Origin of the sequence: Rhodopseudomonas pseudopalustris (genome assembly GCF_900110435.1) — a bacterium.
In the GTDB taxonomy this organism is placed as follows: domain Bacteria; phylum Pseudomonadota; class Alphaproteobacteria; order Rhizobiales; family Xanthobacteraceae; genus Rhodopseudomonas; species Rhodopseudomonas pseudopalustris.
In genome coordinates this window covers 106331-122812 of sequence record NZ_FODT01000007.1, presented here as the reverse complement: position 1 = coordinate 122812, position 16482 = coordinate 106331, and the positions used below count along the sequence as shown (strand labels likewise).

Below are 16482 nucleotides of genomic sequence, written 5' to 3'. Positions count from 1 at the left end.
GTTTTGGTCGATCGGCATCATCGCGCCGCAGAGCGAACCGTCCCGCCGCATCGGACAGCCCGCCTCACGCGGTCTTTACGGGAGCAGGCCACCCCACATCCGCCTCAACAGCCCATCCTTGTCGATGAAGTGATGCTTCAGCGCGAACAGCGTGTGGCCGATGATGAGCAGCACTAAGGCTGCAGCGAGCGTGAAGTGGATGTCGCCCCAAAGGCCGGCGAGATGCTCGCTCTTTTCGACCGGCGGAGGAATCGACAATCCGAACAGCGAGGCCGGACGGCCACCGGCTGCGCTCATCACCCAACCGGAGACCGGAACGGCGAACATCAGGACATAGAGCAGCAGGTGTCCGAGGTGACTGGCGTTCCGCAGCAATGGCGAATAGGCCGCCGGAAGCTCTGGCGGGGTGTGCGCAGCACGCCACACCAGTCGCACTGCGAGCAGCAACACCACCAGTACGCCGAACGACTTGTGCAGATCATAGAGCGCATATTTTTGCGGCGAAGGCGGCAAGTTGCTCATGTAGAAACCAACGCCGATCAAGCCGAAGATGATCGCCGTCATCCCCCAATGCAGAAGAATGGCCATGCGCGTGTAGCGCTCCTGCGGGTTCGCCGTGGTCTCCATTGCCGTCTCCAAAAGATACAAACAATACCGTACGTACGGTATTAGATGTTTTAGCTTGACGCGCCGGAGCTGTCAAACAATACTGTACAAGCGGTTCAGTATTGACGCTGCATCGACGAGCCTCCCTTTGTCGGCCGTGGACGGCGTTTGACGGCTGGCCGGCGGCATCGCATCAACGGCTGTCCATTCCGCGGATTTCGGCGCGCCAGACATGGGCCCAGGCAACACGCCCATGGAGCGGTCATGGTAAGGGTACGGACAGAGGCAAAGCGGGAAGCAATCCTGGAGACGGCGGCCGAAGTGTTCCGCGAACGTGGGCTCGACGGCGCCTCCATGTCCGAAATCGCCAAGCGGCTGGGGGGGTCGAAGGCAACTCTCTATGGGTACTTCCCATCGAAGGAAGAGTTGTTCGTCCACGTCAGCCTGCGGGTCGTCGCCAAACAGATCATGCCCGCGTTGCACAGAATGGCGGAACGGGCCGACGAAGACCCTCGCCAGGTGATTTTCGATGTCGGAAGGCAGTTGATCAGGCTGGTGACTTCGCCCAGTTCCGTGACTGCTTTACGTCTTGCGGTGGCGCAACGATCGGTCGGAAACCTCGGCCAGGTTTTCTATGACGCCGGGCCGCGGAAAGGCGTCGAGGCATTCGCGGCCTATCTGGCGGCAGCCACCAAGGTCGGCCGCCTCAACGTGCCGGACCCGACCGTTGGGGCGCACCACCTGCGATTTCTGCTCGAGGCGGAGACCTTTTGGTCGTCGACGCTCGATCTCAAGGAGAATAAAAACGCGACCGAAATCGATCAGGCCATCGAACGCGCCATCGATGTTTTTCTAGCGGCCTATGGCCCGACGACACCCGCTCTGTCGCCGACAGCCGCTCACAAGCGCAAACGCGACACCAGCCGGTCTCCAGGCAATGCCAGCGCACCTCGACCTCGCCGATCGTGACGAACGATATCGCCTCCGGCGGGCGCTTCGATCCTCGCCCGCCGGCGCCCTCGCCGTCCCCGCTCAGCAACAGCCGCGGAAGCGGCCTTTGCCGACGGCGAAGCGCGCATTCTGGCGTTCGACGAAAAATTCGCCGTAGCTCATGATCGGCTTGTCCGGATGCTGCTCCTGGCGGTGCTCCACGTAAGTCTGATAGTCGGGAATGCCGACCATCAGACGCGCGGCGCGTACCGACCATTCTTTCAGCGCCATGAGGTCACGCAAGGTCGGCTCCTCGGATGTTCGCAGGCATGCCAACCTCGTTGGCGGTGATCCTCGGATCGCTCAAGGCCCGGCGGATAGCGATGGCGCCATAAACGATCATCGACAACACCACGGCGACGAACATCGCGCACAGTGTCGCGTCGACATAATCGTTGACGATGATGCGGTTCATCTCCGCCATGGTCTTCGCCGGCGCCAGGATCTTGCCGGCCGCGGCAGCGTCGCTGAACTTCCACGCATGGGCAACGAAGCCGATCTTCGGCTCGGCGCTGAAGATTTTCTGGAACCCCGCCGTCAGCGTGCAGATCAGCAACCACAAGGTCGGCACGATCGTGACCCAGGCGTAGCGCTGGCGCTTCATCTTGAACAGGACGACCGTGCACAAGATCAACGCGATCGCCGCCAGCATCTGATTGGAGATGCCGAACAGCGGCCAGAGCGTATTGATGCCACCCATCGGGTCGATCACGCCTTGGTAGAGGAAGTACCCCCAGGCGCCGACCGCCAATGCCGATCCGATCAGATTGTTGGTCCACGACTCGGTCTTGCGGAACGACGGCACGACGCTGCCGATCATATCCTGGATCATGAACCGGGCGACGCGGGTGCCGGCATCGACCGTGGTCAGGATGAACAGCGCTTCGAACAGAATGGCGAAGTGATACCACAGCCCCATCAAGGCGCGGCCACCGAACATGCCCGACAGGATGTGCGCCATGCCGACCGCGAGTGTCGGGGCGCCGCCGGTGCGCGATAGCAGCGTCTTCTCACCGACGTCCTGGGCGAGCTGGTTGATCATGTCGGGGGTGAGGGTGAAGCCCCAGCTCGAGATCACCTGCGCGGCCTGCACGGCGGTGGTGCCGATCACACCGCTCGGGCTGTTGATCGCGAAATAAATTCCGGGTTCGAGCACGGTGGCACCGATCATCGCCATGATGGCGACGAAGGATTCCGTCAGCATTCCGCCATAGCCGATGAACCGGAGCTGGCTCTCATTTTCCACCATCTTCGGGGTGGTGCCGGAGGCGATCAGCGAATGAAAGCCTGAGACCGCGCCGCAGGCGATGGTGATGAACAGGAACGGGAACAGGCCGCCCGACCAAACCGGGCCGGTGCCGTCGATGAACTTGGTGAGCGCCGGCATCTTCAATTCCGGCTGGACGATGATGATGCCGACCGCGAGCAGCGCCATGGTGCCGACCTTGAGGAAGGTCGACAGATAGTCCCGCGGCGCCAGCAGCAGCCACACCGGCAACACCGAGGCCACGAAGCCGTAGCCGATGATCATCAGCGCGAGCGTTTCGCCGCTGAGATCAAACCAGGCCGCCAGCGCCGGATTGTCCGCCACGGTCCGGCCGTAGATCAGCGACGCCAGCAGCAGGACTACGCCGATCACCGACATTTCCGCGATGCGACCGACCCGGATGAAGCGGGCATAGACGCCCATCAGCATGGCGATCGGAATGGTGCAGAACACCGTGAAGGTGCCCCACGGACTGCCGACCAGTGCTTTGACGACCACCAACGCCAGCACGGCGAGCAGGATCACCATAATCAGCAATACGCCGACAAGCGCGATGCTCCCCGCCACTGGGCCCATTTCGGCGCGCACGATATCGCCGAGCGAGCGGCCGTCGCGCCGCGTCGAGAGAAACAGCACGATGAAATCCTGCACCGCACCGGCGAAGACGACGCCAGCGAGTATCCATAGCGTGCCAGGCAGGTAGCCCATCTGGGCAGCAAGCACAGGGCCGACCAAGGGACCGGCGCCTGCAATGGCCGCGAAGTGATGACCGAATAGCACGTAGCGGTTGGTCGGGACGTAGTCGAGGCCGTCATTGTGGCGGTAGGCAGGAGTCTGCCGCGCAGGATCGACGCCAAGTACTTTGGTGGCAATGAACAGCGCATAAAAACGGTAGGCGATGAAATAGACGCACACCGCTGCGATGACGAGCCATGCCGCGTTGATGCTCTCGCCTCTGCTGAGCGCGACAATTCCGAACGAAAACACACCAAGCGCGATCACTGCGGCCCAGAGCAACTTTGACTGAAGCGAACTTCCCTTGGTGGCGAGCGAACTCATGTCTTTCCTTCTCGATCTCAGCCAGACAGAACTTCTGACGGTCGGTTGAGCATGAATTCTCCACCGAAAGATCCCGCGTTGATTCCGATCAAACCCCGCATGATATAATTGCGGTTCGACAACGACGAGCGCAGCGGATCACCTTGGCGGTGGCGAGCCTCTCTTCGTCATCAGTTCCCTGGCGCGTTCGATGCGCTGAGGCGGCCGCCGGCGAGCGGAGACGTTCGGTCGGACGAAGCGCCGGCAAGGAGGAAGTCGACGAATGCACGCGCCACGGGCGACAGGGTCTTGCCCTTCAACCACACCGCGTTCCAGCGCCGGCACAGCGGAAAGCCCTGCACGTCGAGCACCGCGAGGCAGCCGTTGGTCAGTTCGAGTTGCATGCTCGAGATCGGCAGCACCGACACGCCGAGCCCGGCCATCACACCCTGCTTGATCGCCTCGGTGCTGCCGAGCTCCATGTAAGGCGTGATCGCCAGATCATTTTCGATCAGATAGCGGTCGAACGCCGAACGGGTTCCGGACCCGGCCTCGCGCACAAGCCAACGTTCGCGGGCGATCTGCAACGGCGGAATAGAACGCACCGCAGACAACGGGTGCTGGGTATGGGCCGCAACGACGATCAGGTTTTCGTAGAACGGGTGGGCTTCGACCGCGAGGTCGTCGGGCGCCTGCCCCATGATGACGAAATCGTCCAGATTCTCGACCAGGCGCTCGATCACGCGCTCGCGGTTCGTGACGATCAACCGCGGCAACACCGCCGGATGATCGACGATGAACGAGCCCAGCAGATGCGGTAGAAAGTACTTGGTACTGGTGACTACAGACAGCCGCAACGGACCTTTCAGCGTGTCGTCGAGTGAGTCGAGCGATTGCTCGAGCACTTGCAGCCGACCAAGGATATCATTACAGGCGGCCTGCATCTCATGCCCGGCGGGGGTGAGGAAAAAGCGTTTCCCGATATGCTCGAACAGCTTGGCGCCGACGTTCTCCTCGAGGCGCCGAAGCTGAATCGACACTGCGGGCTGGGTCAGATGCAACTCTTCGGCCGCGCGGGTGAAGTGCCGGTGCCTTGATACTGCTTCGAACAGTCGAAGCTGCTGCAAGGTCAGATGCATTCGCGCCATCATAACATCCAGTAAATCGTTACGATTGAAACTATCAATTTCTGTTTATGAACTCAAGTTCCTAGGTTCCCCGCCATGACGGCCCGGTTCAAGCGGCCGGCACCAAAGGGGACATGCAATGCTGAAGAGTTATCAGGCGGGAGTGCGGGAATACCGCGAAACCTATTGGGACCCTCATTACACGCCGAAGGACAGCGACATTCTCGCGGTGTTCAAGGTGATCCCGCAGGCCGGGGTGCCGCGCGAGGAAGCCGCCGCCGCCGTGTGCGCCGAGTCGTCCACCGCGACCTGGACGACGGTGTGGACCGACCTGCTGACCGATCTCGATTATTACAAGGGCCGCGCTTACGCCATCGAAGACGTGCCCGGCGACGACGAAGCGTTCTATGCTTTCGTCGCCTATCCGATGGGCCTGTTCGAAGAAGGCTCGATCGTCAACGTCTTCACCTCGCTGGTCGGCAACGTGTTCGGCTTCAAGGCGGTGCGTGCGCTGCGCCTGGAAGACGTGCGCTTCCCGCTGTGGTTCGTCACCACCTGCGACGGCCCCCCCGCACGGCATTCAGGTCGAGCGCGACAAGCTCGACAAGTATGGCCGCCCGATGCTCGGCTGCACCATCAAGCCGAAGCTCGGCCTCTCTGCCAAGAACTACGGCCGCGCCGTGTACGAGTGTCTGCGTGGCGGCCTCGACTTCACCAAGGACGACGAGAACGTCAACTCGCAGCCGTTCATGCGTTGGCGCGACCGCTTCGAGTTCTGCCAGGAAGCGATCGAGAAGGCCGAGCAGGAGACCGGCGAGCGCAAGGGCCACTACCTCAACGTCACCGCGCCGAACATGGAGGAAATCTATCGCCGCGCCGAGTTCGCCAAGGAGATCGGCTCGCCGATCATCATGAGCGACTATCTGACCATCGGCTGGGCGGCGCATTCCAGCCTGTCGCGCTGGTGCCGCGCCAACGGCATGTTGCTGCACGTCCACCGCGCGATGCACGGCGTGATCGACCGCAACCCGCGCCACGGCATCAACTTCCGCGTGCTCGCCAAGCTGCTGCGCCTGCTCGGCGGTGACCATCTGCACTCCGGCACCGTGGTCGGCAAGCTGGAAGGCGACCGTGCCGCGACGCTCGGCTGGGTCGACCTGATGCGCGAGCGCCACGTCAAGGAAGACCGCAGCCGCGGCCTGTTCTTCGATCAGCCGTGGGGCCACATGGCGCCGGTGATGCCGGTCGCATCGGGCGGCATTCACGTCTGGCACATGCCGGCGCTGCTCGCGATCTTCGGCGACGACGCGGTGTTCCAGTTCGGTGGCGGTACGCTCGGCCATCCGTGGGGCAACGCTGCCGGTGCGGCCGCGAACCGCGTCGCGCTCGAAGCCTGCGTGCGCGCCCGTAACGAAGGCCGCGATGTGGAGCGCGAGGGCAAGGACATCCTCACCGCCGCCGCGCAGTCGAGCCCGGAACTGAAGGTGGCGATGGAAACCTGGCGCGAGATCAAGTTCGAGTTCGACGTGGTCGACAAGCTCGACGCGCCGCACCGCTAAACCACTGCATCTTGCATCACGCCAATTTTGGAAACGATCATCATGACCACTCCGATAAAGGACTATCAGTCCCGTATCTCCGATCCGAACAGCCGCAAGCTCGGCACCTTCTCCTATCTACCGCCGATGGATGCCGAGCAGCTGCGCAAGCAGATCAACTACATCGTCAACCAGGGCTGGACGGCGGCGATCGAGCACACCGAGCCGAGCCATGCCACCGGTTACTACTGGTACATGTGGAAGCTGCCGATGTTCGGCGAAACCGACGTCGACCGTGTCCTCACCGAAATCGAGGCCTGCCGCGCCGCCAATCCGAACCACCACGTTCGACTGATCGGCTACGACAACGTCGTCCAGACCCAAGGCACCAGCATGCTGGTGTATCGCGCGCCGATCGAGGTCTGACCGCAGCTGCGGATCTCCCCTGACATCAAAACTGGACGGGGGCGCATGACTGCGCAGCGCAGTCGCGCGCCCCCGGCCTCCGCCCGGCGGCCCTCAGGGCCCAGTTCTGAGGGCGCGCCGGTCGCCTCACCGGTCACACAGGACACACGCGATGAGCGAGATTGACAGCGCCCCCTACAGGATTGGAGCCCAACCCTATTATCGCCCGGTCGGCAACGAGGTTGACCTCTACACCGCCGCCTATGCGGCGCGCATGCCGATGATGCTGAAAGGTCCGACAGGCTGCGGCAAGTCGCGCTTTGTCGAATACATGGCCTGGAAGCTGCAGCGCCCGCTGATCACGGTGGCCTGCAACGAAGACATGACCGCCGCCGATCTGATCGGCCGCTTCCTGCTCGATATCAACGGCACCACCTGGCGCGATGGCCCGCTCACCTTGGCAGCGCGGATGGGCGCGATCTGCTATCTCGACGAAGTGGTCGAAGCCCGTCAGGACACCGTGGTGGTGATCCACTCTTTGACCGACCACCGCCGCACGCTGCCGCTGGAAAAGAAGGGCGAAGTGGTCGAAGCCCATCCCGACTTCCAGGTGGTGATCAGCTACAACCCCGGTTATCAGAGCCTGACCAAGGACCTGAAGCCGTCAACCCGGCAGCGCTTCGGCGCCATGGTGTTCGACTTCCCCAATCCCGATGTCGAGACCGAGATTGTCGCGCACGAAGCCGGCGTCGACACCGCCGTCGCCGCCAAGCTGGTCGAGGTGGCGCAGCGCAGCCGCAATCTGCGCGGCCATGGCCTCGATGAAGGCATCTCGACCCGTCTCTTGGTCTATGCCGGCCGGCTGATCGCGATGGGCATTCCGCCGGCGGACGCCTGCCGCACCGCGCTGGTGCGGCCGCTGACCGACGATCCGGACATGCAGGACACCCTCGACGCCGCGGTCGACACCTTCTTCGGGTGAGACACCAGCGCTGAGATCTGACGGCAGAAGGCGAACAGCATGACCATCAAGCTCGAAGCATACCAAGCCGAACTCGACACCACTGCGCCGGGGCTCTCCGACCTGGTTCAGGCTGTTTACGCCGACGCGGTCCGGCAATTGTCGCCGGCCGGGCTCGAAGACCTGTTCGACGGCGCCTGCGGCCTGGCCCGGCTCGGCAAAGGCAGCGCCGTCGTCGTCGCCTATCTCGACGCGATGCCGATGGTGGCGCGCGAGTGCGGCGAGGAAGCGATCCGCGATTGCCGCCTGGCGGTGATGAAGCTTGCCTCGATGACCTCCGGCGACGTGCTGGCGATGACCTTCGCCAGCCTGCCGGCGGCCGCCAGCCGCTTCAGCGATGCGGAACTGGTGGCCGTCTATCTGCAACTGCTGCATCGTCTTGCAGCCCGCGTGCCGCGCGGGCTGCGGCCGATGCTCAGCCGTATCGACGAGTTGTTGAACCGGCTGACGCTGTCGGGGCTGCGCGCCTGGGCCGAATTCGGCGCGGAGGCGCATCAGCGCAATCTCGCGGCGCAGGCCGCGTATTTCGGGCTGGAATCGCAGGACAGCCGCGCGGTGCTGGAGCGCGAGCGCCGCGGCACCTTGTTTGTCGATGTGCAGCGCCGGCTGTCGGCCTATCTGCGGGCATTCTGGGGCCGCGACTTCCTGCTGCGGCCGACGATCAGCGATCACGAGGATTTCCGCTGCTTCATCGAGGACGGCCGGCTGCATCTGCCGGACGCCGCCGACGTGCATGGCACGGTGTCGGGCCTCGATGTCTATCGCGCCATGGCCGCGCATCTGGCGGCGCATCTGGTCTATACCGGCCGGCTGCCGGTGGCCGACGGGCTGACGCCGGCCGAACGCTTTCTGATCGGCTTTGTCGAAGACGCCCGCGTCGAGCGTCTGGCGGTGAAACGCTTCCCCGGCCTGCGCCGGCTGTGGCGCTCGTTGATGCCGACCGAGGCGACCCCGCCTCCCAGCCATCCGACCATCGCCGTGCTGGAACGCTTTGCGCTGGCGCTGCTCGATCCGGCCGAGCGCATTGGCGATGCCAAGCTCGATGCGTTGGCGGCACGTTTCCACGCCGCGCTCGAGCAAGGCGAAAACATCTCGCTCAATCTTGGCCGGGCGTTGGCCGACCATCTGACCGCGCAGAAGATCATGCCGAGCCTCCGCTTGCTGGAGCGGATTCGTTTGCCCTGGCGCGACGACAACCGCTTTCTGTGGCAGCCGGAACATTTCGACCGGCTGGAAATGTTCGGCGGCGCCGCGTCCGGCGAAGCGCAGATTCGCCGCCGGGTCGGGCTGATGGAGTTCATCAACGAGACCGATGTCGAAAACGCCGGCGATGACGCCCAGGAAATCTGGGTGCTCGGCACCGAGCTGTTCCCCTACGAGGACGAAGGCGTCTCCTACAATCAGCGCGAGGGCCGGCCGCAGGTGTCGGCGCCGGTGCACTATCCGGAATGGGACTACCAGATGCAGGTGGCTCGTCCGAACTGGGTGACGCTGCGCGAGCACGCCGCCACCCGCGGCGCGCCGGCGGTGATCGACACCATGCTGACCGAGCAGAAGGCGGTCGGCCAGCGGGTGCGGCGCATCGTCGATCAGCTGCGCCCGCAGGGGCTGCAGCGGGTGCGCCGGCTCGAAGACGGCGAGGAGCTTGATCTTGGCGCGGCGGTCGACGCCATGGTGATGCTGCGTCTCGGCCGCCAGCCGGATGCGCGCATCACCATGCGCAACGTGATCCATCGCCGCGATCTGGCGGCGCTGATCCTGATCGACCTGTCGGAATCGACCAATGAGCCGGTGCATGGTTCGACCCGCTCGGTGATCGATCTGACCCGCGAAGCCTGCGCGCTGCTGTCGACGGCGATCTCCGGAATCGGCGATCCGTTCGCGATCCACGGCTTCTCCTCGAACGGCCGCCATGACGTGCGCTATATGCGCTTCAAGGATTTCGATCAGCGCTTCGACGCCGACGCCAAGTCGAAACTGGCCGGCATGTCCGGCGGGCTATCGACGCGCATGGGGGCCGCGATGCGCCATGCCGGCCGCTATCTGGCGCAGCGCCGCGAAGCGCACCGGCTGCTCTTGGTGATCACCGACGGCGCGCCGGCCGATGTCGATGAGCGCGATCCGCAGCACCTGCGCATGGATACCAAGAAGGCGGTCGAAGATTTGCGTACCGACGGCATCCGCACCTATTGCCTCAGCCTCGATCCGCTGGCGGACCGCTATGTCGAACGGATTTTCGGCGCCGGCGGCTTTGCGGTGATCGATCACGTTAGCCGCCTGCCGGAACGCTTGCCGACCTTGTTCGGCAGCCTGACGCGCTGACGCGAAGGATGCGTTGCGAGTGTGCGCCCGCCGGAGATTCCGGTAAGAGCACCGGCGCTGCGGCTGCGAAGCCGGGCGCCGAGCGATCAGCGATGGACGAAGCTCGGCTTTCGCTTTTCCAGAAAGGCCCGAATGCCCTCGCGGGCATCGGCGGTCGCGAAGCGGGCGTGCAGTTCGCGCCGTTCGAACAGGATGCCCTCCGCAAGCGGAATTTCAAAAGCGCGATTGAGACTTTCCTTCAGCGCCATCAATGCCGGAGCCGAGAACGAAGCGATCGTCGTGGCGAGTTTCATGGTTTCCTCGCGGAGCCTGTCATCGTCGACCACGCGTGAGACGAGGCCATAGCGATCGGCCTCTTCAGCGTCGAGCGGGCGTGCGGACAGGCACATGTCCATCGCCTTGGCCTTGCCAATGGCGCGCGGCAGGCGCTGCGTGCCGCCTGCGCCCGGCAGCAGGCCGAGCTTGATCTCCGGAAGCGCAAACTTCGCGTTGCGGGCGGCAATGATGATGTCGCACGCCAACGCCAATTCGCATCCGCCCCCGAATGCGAGACCCGCGACCGACGCCAGCACCGGCTTGCGGACCCGTTTGATGGTCTCCCAGTTCCGGGTGATGAAGTTCGAACTGTAGACGTCGCTGTAGCTCCATTCCGCCATGCCCGCGATGTCGGCGCCTGCCGCAAACGCCCGCGCCGTACCGGCAATCACGATGGCGCCGATGCCGTCGTCTGCGTCGAAGTCGAGCAGCGCGGCGCCGAGCGCATCCATCAGCTCATCGTTGAGCGCGTTGAGGACTTCAGGCCGATTGAGCGTGACGATCCCGACCCGCCCTTCCCTTTCGACGATGATCACGTTCTCTGGCACGAGCTTGCTCCTGGTGTTGTCTCCCGCCACCGATTTCCAGTGAGGACGATCCAGCGCCGCCGGCTCTGCTCCTCGTGGCGCGGTCCCCTAAAGGTCGTTCTGCTGCAGCATCTCGCGCAGGCGGAATTTCTGAATCTTGCCGGAAGGCGTCGCGGGCATGGCTTCACGAACGATCAGCCGTTCAGGAATGTACTGGACCGCGAGTTTCTGAGATTTCAGAAACTCGACCATCGCTGGGAAATCGATCGCCCCGCCGCTCCTGGGAACCACCACGGCGCAGGCGCGCTCGCCGAGGCGCTCATCGGGATAGGCGACGATGGCGACCTGCGCGACAGCAGGATGCTTGTAGAGCAGGGCTTCGACTTCGACGACCGGGATGTTCTCGCCGCCGCGAATGATCACGTCCTTGCTGCGGCCGCTGATCCGGATGTAGCCCTCGGCGGTCATGTAGGCGAGATCGCCGGTGTCGAACCAGCCCTCAGCGTCGGTGGCGTTCCAGTGCGGGCGTTTCAGATAGCCGCCGAAATTCGAGCACGCCCGCACCACGAGGCGACCTATCTGGCCGGCCGGCAACGCGTTGCCGTCGCCGTCGACCACCCTCACCTCGACGCCCGGCAGCGCGCAGCCGTCGGTGGTCGAGGCCAGTCTGTCGTCATCGTCGAGCTTGATCAGAGTGACGGCGCCGTTCTCCGTCATCCCCCAAGCAGAAACGATCTTGGCGCCGAGGCCGATCTGCGCCTGTTCGACCAGCGGCCCCGGAATCGGCGCGCCGGCGCAGAGGAAGGTCTTGAGGCTCGGAACCGGCTGCGCGCTCTCCTTCACGACGCGGGTGAGGTCGGTGAGGAACGGGGTGGAGGCCATGGTGAAGCTCACTTGCTCCGCCCGGATCAGTTCGGCCGCCTTGGCCGGGTCCCAGACGTCCTGGAGCACGGCGCTCGCCTTCAGCATGATCGGCAGCATCAGCCCGTACATGAAGCCGGTCTGATGCGCCATCGGCGAGGCCATCAGGATGACGTCGTCTGCGCCGAGCCGGAGCCGCTCGGCATAGGGAATGATATTGGCCATCAGCGTGTTGGCGCTGTGCATCACGCCCTTGGGCTCGCCCGTGGTCCCCGAGGTGTAGATCAGTTGCGTGATGTCGTCCGGACCCGGCCGGTTGCTGCTCAGGATCTTCTGCGCGTCCGGCTGCTGCTCCCATTCCGGGATGGTCAGTAGCGCGTTGAAATCATCTGCCCCGCCGCCGTCGACCACCACGATCCGCTGCAGCGCCGGCAAAGACGGCTGCAGCCCGCGCGCCATGGCTTCGTGATCGAAATTGCGGAAGGTCTTCGGAACGACGAGCACCTTGGCCTCGCCGTGCTTCAGCATGAACGACAATTCGCGCTCGCGGAAGATCGGCATCAAGGGATTGAGCACCGCGCCGATGCGCGAACAGGCGAGGTAGAGAATGCTGAACTGCCACCAGTTCGGTAGTTGCATCGCCACCACATCGTTGCGCGCGACCCCGAGCCGCGACAGCCCGACCGCGACGCGATCAGCGAGCATTGCGAGTTCGCGATAGCTGAAACGGCGCGGCTGACCGCCGTCGAGACGCACCGCCGTCAGGGCGGTCTTGTCCGGGCAGGCGGCGACGCAGGCATCGAGATCGTCGTTGATGGTGCGGTCGTGCCAGAACCCGCGGGCGATGCTCTCGGCCCGACGCGCCGGCAGCAATACGGCATCGAATTCCATGGTCATCTCCCCGTTGTGATCGGCGCGCGTTGTCGTGGCCGCAGCCCTGCTCAGGCCGGCACGGCGGCGCGGCCGGCCCGGCTGCGGGCAATGATGGTCTTCATGATCTGGGCGGTGCCGTCGCCGATCTGGAAGCCGAGCACATCGCGCAAACGCTGCTCCATCACGCCGCGGTCGTAGCCGCCATGGCCGTGCATCAGCAGGCATTGATGCACGACGTCGTAAGCGAGCTTGGGCGCCCACCATTTGCACATCGCCGCTTCGGCGCTGTGCGGCGCGCCCTTGTCCTTCAGCCACAACGCCTGCAGGCACAGCAGGCGCGCGGCCTCGACCTTTGTGTCGAGATCGGCGAGCGGATGCGCGACGCCCTGGAACGCCGACAGCGGCTTGCCGAAGGCCTGCCGCTCGGCCACATGCGCCCAGGTTTCCTCCAGCGCGACCCGCGCCACCGCGAGCACCTGCAGTCCGATCAGCGCGCGGGAGAAGTCGAAGCCCTGCATCACCTGGACGAAGCCCTTGTTCTCGTCGCCGAGGCGATGCGAAACGGGGACTCGGACGTTCTCGAAGAACAGCGAGCCGCGGCCGATCGCGCGCTGGCCGTGGCAGTCGAAGCGGCTGCGGCTGATCCCCGGCAGGTCCATCGGAATCAGCAGCGCCGTCACCCCGTGCGCGCCGGCCTCCACCGTTCCGGTGCGGCCGAACACCACGGCTGCGTCGGCCTGGTCGGCGGCGGAGATCGAGGTCTTCTCGCCGTTGACGATGTAGTCGTCGCCGTCGCGCGCGATGCGCAGCCGCAGATTGGCGGCGTCCGACCCGCCGCGCGTTTCCGTCAGCGCGATCGCCACCAGCGCATCGCCCGCGGTCAGACGCGCAAGCCACGGCTTCACCACCTCCGGCCGGCCGAATTGCGACAGGATCTGTCCGTTCAGCGACGCCAGCAGATTGATGTAGGAGATGCTGAGATCGGCGCGCGCGACCTCCTCGTGGATGACGCCGGCGGCAAGGCAGCCCAGGCCCAGCCCGCCGAACTGCTCCGGCAATTCCGGCGCGATGAAGCCCATCTCGCCCATCGCCCGCATCAGCCCGCGGTCGAGCACGCGCGTCCGGTCGCGCTCCTGGAATCCGGGTGCGATGCGATCGGCTGCAAATCGCCGCACCTGATCGCCGAGCGCGACCAGATCGTCGTTCAGATAAGGATTCACCGATCCGCCTCCCTAACTGCCCGCCGACGCCGAGACTGTCCTCGGCGTCATTCGATGTCCGGAGCGATGTGCTACTTGGCGTATTTGCGGAATTCGGGCTTGCGCTTCTCCTGCAGTGCCTTGACGCCCTCGCGCGATTCCTCGGTGTCGTAATAGAGCTTCAGCGCATACATGCCCATGCCGGCGATGCCGGCCTGATGCGCGGTGTCCATGTTGAAGCTGCGCTTGGCGATGGCGATCGCGGTCGGGCTGCGTTCGCACAGCTCCTCGCCCCATTTCTGCACTTCGGCGTCGAGTTCCTCGTGCGGCACGCAGAGATTGGCGAGGCCCATGGCTTCCGCTTCTTTGCCGGAATAACGGCGGCACATGTACCAGATCTCGCGCGCCTTCTTCTCGCCGACCACGCGCGCCAGGAAAGCCGTGCCGTAGCCGGGATCGACCGATCCCATCTTCGGGCCGACCTGGCCGAAGATCGCCTTTTCCGAACAGATCGTCAGGTCGCAGATCGTCGCCAGCACGTTGCCGCCGCCGATCGCATAGCCCTGCACCCGCGCGATCACCGGCTTCGGCACGTCGCGGATCGCGGTGTGCAGCTCCTCCATCGGCAGGCCGACGGTGCCGCGGCCATCGTAATTGCCGTCATGCGCCGACTGATCGCCGCCGGTGCAGAACGCGCGGTCGCCGGCGCCGGCCAGAACGATGCAGCCGACGTCTTTGTCATAGCCGGCCTTGTACAGCGCCTTGATCAGCTCGTCGCAAGTGGTGCCGCGGAACGCGTTCATCTTGTCGGGCCGGTTGATGATGATCCAGGCCACGCCGTTGCGGATTTCGTAGATCAGGTCCTCGAACTTCATGGGCATCCTCCCGCTGTTTTGTTCTGATCAACCGTTCATCGTCAGCCCGCCGGAGACGCTGAGCACTTGGCCGGTGACGAACGACGCATCGTCGCTGCCGAAGAAGACGATCGCGCCAGCGAGATCGTCCGGCTGGCCGAGGCGTCCGAGCGGGATCGCCTTGGTGAAGGCTTCGACCAGCTTTTCCGGATTGGGCGCGCCGCTGGTGACGCCGGCCAGCAGCGCCGTATCGGTCGGGCCGGGACAGACGACGTTGACGGTGATGCCGTGACGGGAGTGCTCGCGCGCGATCGTCTTCGAGAACGCGACGAGACCGCCCTTGCACGCCGCATACACCGCCTCGCCCGACGAGCCGACACGGGCGGCGTCGGAGGCGACATTGACAATGCGTCCGTAGCGACGCTCGACCATGCCCGGCAGGATGGCGTGATGCATATGCAGCGCGCCCGTCAAATTGATCGCGATCAGCTTCTCCCATTCGCCGGGATCGGACTTGGTGAACGGCTTGAAGATGTCCCAGCCGGCATTGTTCACCAGCACGTCGATCGGACCGAGCTTGGTTTGTGTCGCCGCCACGGCGGCATCGACGCTGGCCCGGTCGGCGATGTCGCACTTGAACGCTTCGGCGACGCCACCGGCCGCGCGGATCTCGGCGGCGACTTTCTCGGCGGCTTCGAGATTGAGGTCCAGCACAGCGACCTTGGCGCCTTCTTGCGCAAACTTGCGGCACGTCGCCCCGCCGATGCCGCCGCCGCCGCCCGTGATCACGACTGTCTTGTTCTGCAGACGCGCCATCCCTGCTTGCTCCCTGTCCCGGTGTTTGACTTTGCCCCCGCTCTTGGCCGACGGTCGCCGACCATGGCTTGGCTTTTAGGACAACATGTTGTTATATCTATCGCGCTGGGCCGAAATCCGCAAGAGGGAGTCGATGGCACGGAATACAAAATCTGCATCTAACACCGCTACAACGAAGACTGAGCTCGCTAACCGATTGTTTTTTCGGCTCTATCAATGCGCCAATATGTTGCATAAAACCGGAACGCGCGCAGTCGAAGCGGAAGGGCTGACCACCCAGCAATGGGCCGTGCTCGGTGCGCTGTCGCGCCCGGTCGCGAAAGCGGGCATGAGCATCGGCGATCTCGCCCGCTATCTGATGGTGAGCCGGCAGAATCTCGCCGGGCTGATCGGCCGCATGGAACGCGACGGGCATGTCGCGATCGTGCCCGATGCGCGCGACCGTCGTTCACGCCTGGTAACGATGACCGAAACCGGCCGCCATGTCTGGAACGATCTCGCCCAACCGAAAATCCGCGCCTATTACGATCAGGTACTTGCGGATTTCTCGATCAACGACACCACGCATGCGCTGCACTACCTGCTCAAGATCCTCGACAATATGAAGCGAATCGACGACGGCGCATCCGACCTGGATGCGGATGAGGAACCTCGGGACTGAACTGCGTCGCCATGCGGTGAGGTTTCAGCTGCGACGCACACACGATCAAAAGCAAAATGGGA

Annotated in this window: 14 protein-coding genes and 1 pseudogene; 6 read left to right on the top strand and 9 right to left on the bottom strand. The window is 64.3% G+C overall.

Going from position 1 to position 16482, the window contains the following annotated elements:
- Positions 1–75: 75 nt before the first annotated feature.
- Positions 76–627 carry a cytochrome b gene (locus BMY71_RS15050; protein ID WP_092684771.1) on the bottom strand — a complete coding sequence of 184 codons (552 nt, stop codon included), beginning with the start codon at positions 625–627 and terminating at the stop codon, positions 76–78.
- Positions 628–870: 243 nt separating this feature from the next.
- On the opposite strand from BMY71_RS15050, the gene BMY71_RS15045 reads away from it, so the two are divergent.
- Positions 871–1575: a TetR/AcrR family transcriptional regulator gene (locus tag BMY71_RS15045; RefSeq protein WP_011501974.1), complete on the top strand. Its 705-nt coding sequence runs from the start codon at positions 871–873 to the stop codon at positions 1573–1575.
- Positions 1576–1638: 63 nt separating this feature from the next.
- On the opposite strand, the gene BMY71_RS15040 is transcribed toward BMY71_RS15045, so the two are convergent.
- From BMY71_RS15040 to BMY71_RS15030, 3 genes are all read right to left on the bottom strand, one after another.
- Complete coding sequence (locus tag BMY71_RS15040) at positions 1639–1839, bottom strand: YbdD/YjiX family protein (protein ID WP_430715333.1); 201 nt, start codon at positions 1837–1839, stop codon at positions 1639–1641.
- A complete protein-coding gene (locus tag BMY71_RS15035; RefSeq protein WP_092684767.1) occupies positions 1832–3922 on the bottom strand; it encodes a carbon starvation CstA family protein in 2091 nt (696 codons plus the stop codon). Before BMY71_RS15035 ends, BMY71_RS15040 begins: the two co-directional genes overlap by 8 nt.
- 170 nt (positions 3923–4092) lie before the next feature.
- Positions 4093–5049 carry a LysR family transcriptional regulator gene (locus BMY71_RS15030; protein WP_244526065.1) on the bottom strand — a complete coding sequence of 319 codons (957 nt, stop codon included), beginning with the start codon at positions 5047–5049 and terminating at the stop codon, positions 4093–4095.
- Between the two features lie 118 nt (positions 5050–5167).
- Between BMY71_RS15030 and BMY71_RS15025 the strand changes: the two are divergent.
- From BMY71_RS15025 to BMY71_RS15010, 4 genes and pseudogenes are all read left to right on the top strand, one after another.
- Positions 5168–6587: pseudogene (locus BMY71_RS15025) on the top strand (form I ribulose bisphosphate carboxylase large subunit).
- 42 nt (positions 6588–6629) lie between these two features.
- On the top strand, positions 6630–6992 hold the full coding sequence (locus BMY71_RS15020) for a ribulose bisphosphate carboxylase small subunit (protein ID WP_011501969.1): 363 nt from the start codon (positions 6630–6632) through the stop codon (positions 6990–6992).
- A gap of 151 nt (positions 6993–7143) precedes the next feature.
- Positions 7144–7953, top strand: coding sequence for a CbbQ/NirQ/NorQ/GpvN family protein (locus BMY71_RS15015; RefSeq protein WP_011501968.1), 810 nt, complete (start codon positions 7144–7146; stop codon positions 7951–7953).
- 39 nt (positions 7954–7992) lie between these two features.
- Positions 7993–10314, top strand: coding sequence for a nitric oxide reductase activation protein NorD (locus tag BMY71_RS15010; RefSeq protein ID WP_092684763.1), 2322 nt, complete (start codon positions 7993–7995; stop codon positions 10312–10314).
- Positions 10315–10400: 86 nt separating this feature from the next.
- Here BMY71_RS15010 and BMY71_RS15005 read toward each other — a convergent pair whose 3' ends face one another.
- From BMY71_RS15005 to badH, 5 genes are all read right to left on the bottom strand, one after another.
- Complete coding sequence (locus BMY71_RS15005; protein WP_092685015.1) at positions 10401–11177, bottom strand: enoyl-CoA hydratase; 777 nt, start codon at positions 11175–11177, stop codon at positions 10401–10403.
- An 87-nt stretch (positions 11178–11264) separates the two neighbouring features.
- On the bottom strand, positions 11265–12908 hold the full coding sequence (gene aliA / locus BMY71_RS15000) for a cyclohexanecarboxylate-CoA ligase (protein WP_092685013.1): 1644 nt from the start codon (positions 12906–12908) through the stop codon (positions 11265–11267).
- Positions 12909–12958: 50 nt separating this feature from the next.
- Positions 12959–14110: a cyclohexanecarboxyl-CoA dehydrogenase gene (aliB, locus tag BMY71_RS14995; protein ID WP_092684761.1), complete on the bottom strand. Its 1152-nt coding sequence runs from the start codon at positions 14108–14110 to the stop codon at positions 12959–12961.
- A 71-nt stretch (positions 14111–14181) separates the two neighbouring features.
- Positions 14182–14964, bottom strand: a complete 783-nt coding sequence (badI, locus tag BMY71_RS14990; protein ID WP_092684759.1) for a 2-ketocyclohexanecarboxyl-CoA hydrolase — start codon at positions 14962–14964, stop codon at positions 14182–14184.
- 27 nt (positions 14965–14991) lie between these two features.
- Positions 14992–15759 carry a 2-hydroxycyclohexanecarboxyl-CoA dehydrogenase gene (gene badH, locus BMY71_RS14985; protein WP_092684758.1) on the bottom strand — a complete coding sequence of 256 codons (768 nt, stop codon included), beginning with the start codon at positions 15757–15759 and terminating at the stop codon, positions 14992–14994.
- Between the two features lie 133 nt (positions 15760–15892).
- Here badH and BMY71_RS14980 point away from each other — a divergent pair, with 133 nt between their 5' ends.
- Positions 15893–16420, top strand: coding sequence for a MarR family winged helix-turn-helix transcriptional regulator (locus tag BMY71_RS14980; RefSeq protein ID WP_011501961.1), 528 nt, complete (start codon positions 15893–15895; stop codon positions 16418–16420).
- The last annotated feature ends 62 nt before the right edge of the window (positions 16421–16482 follow it).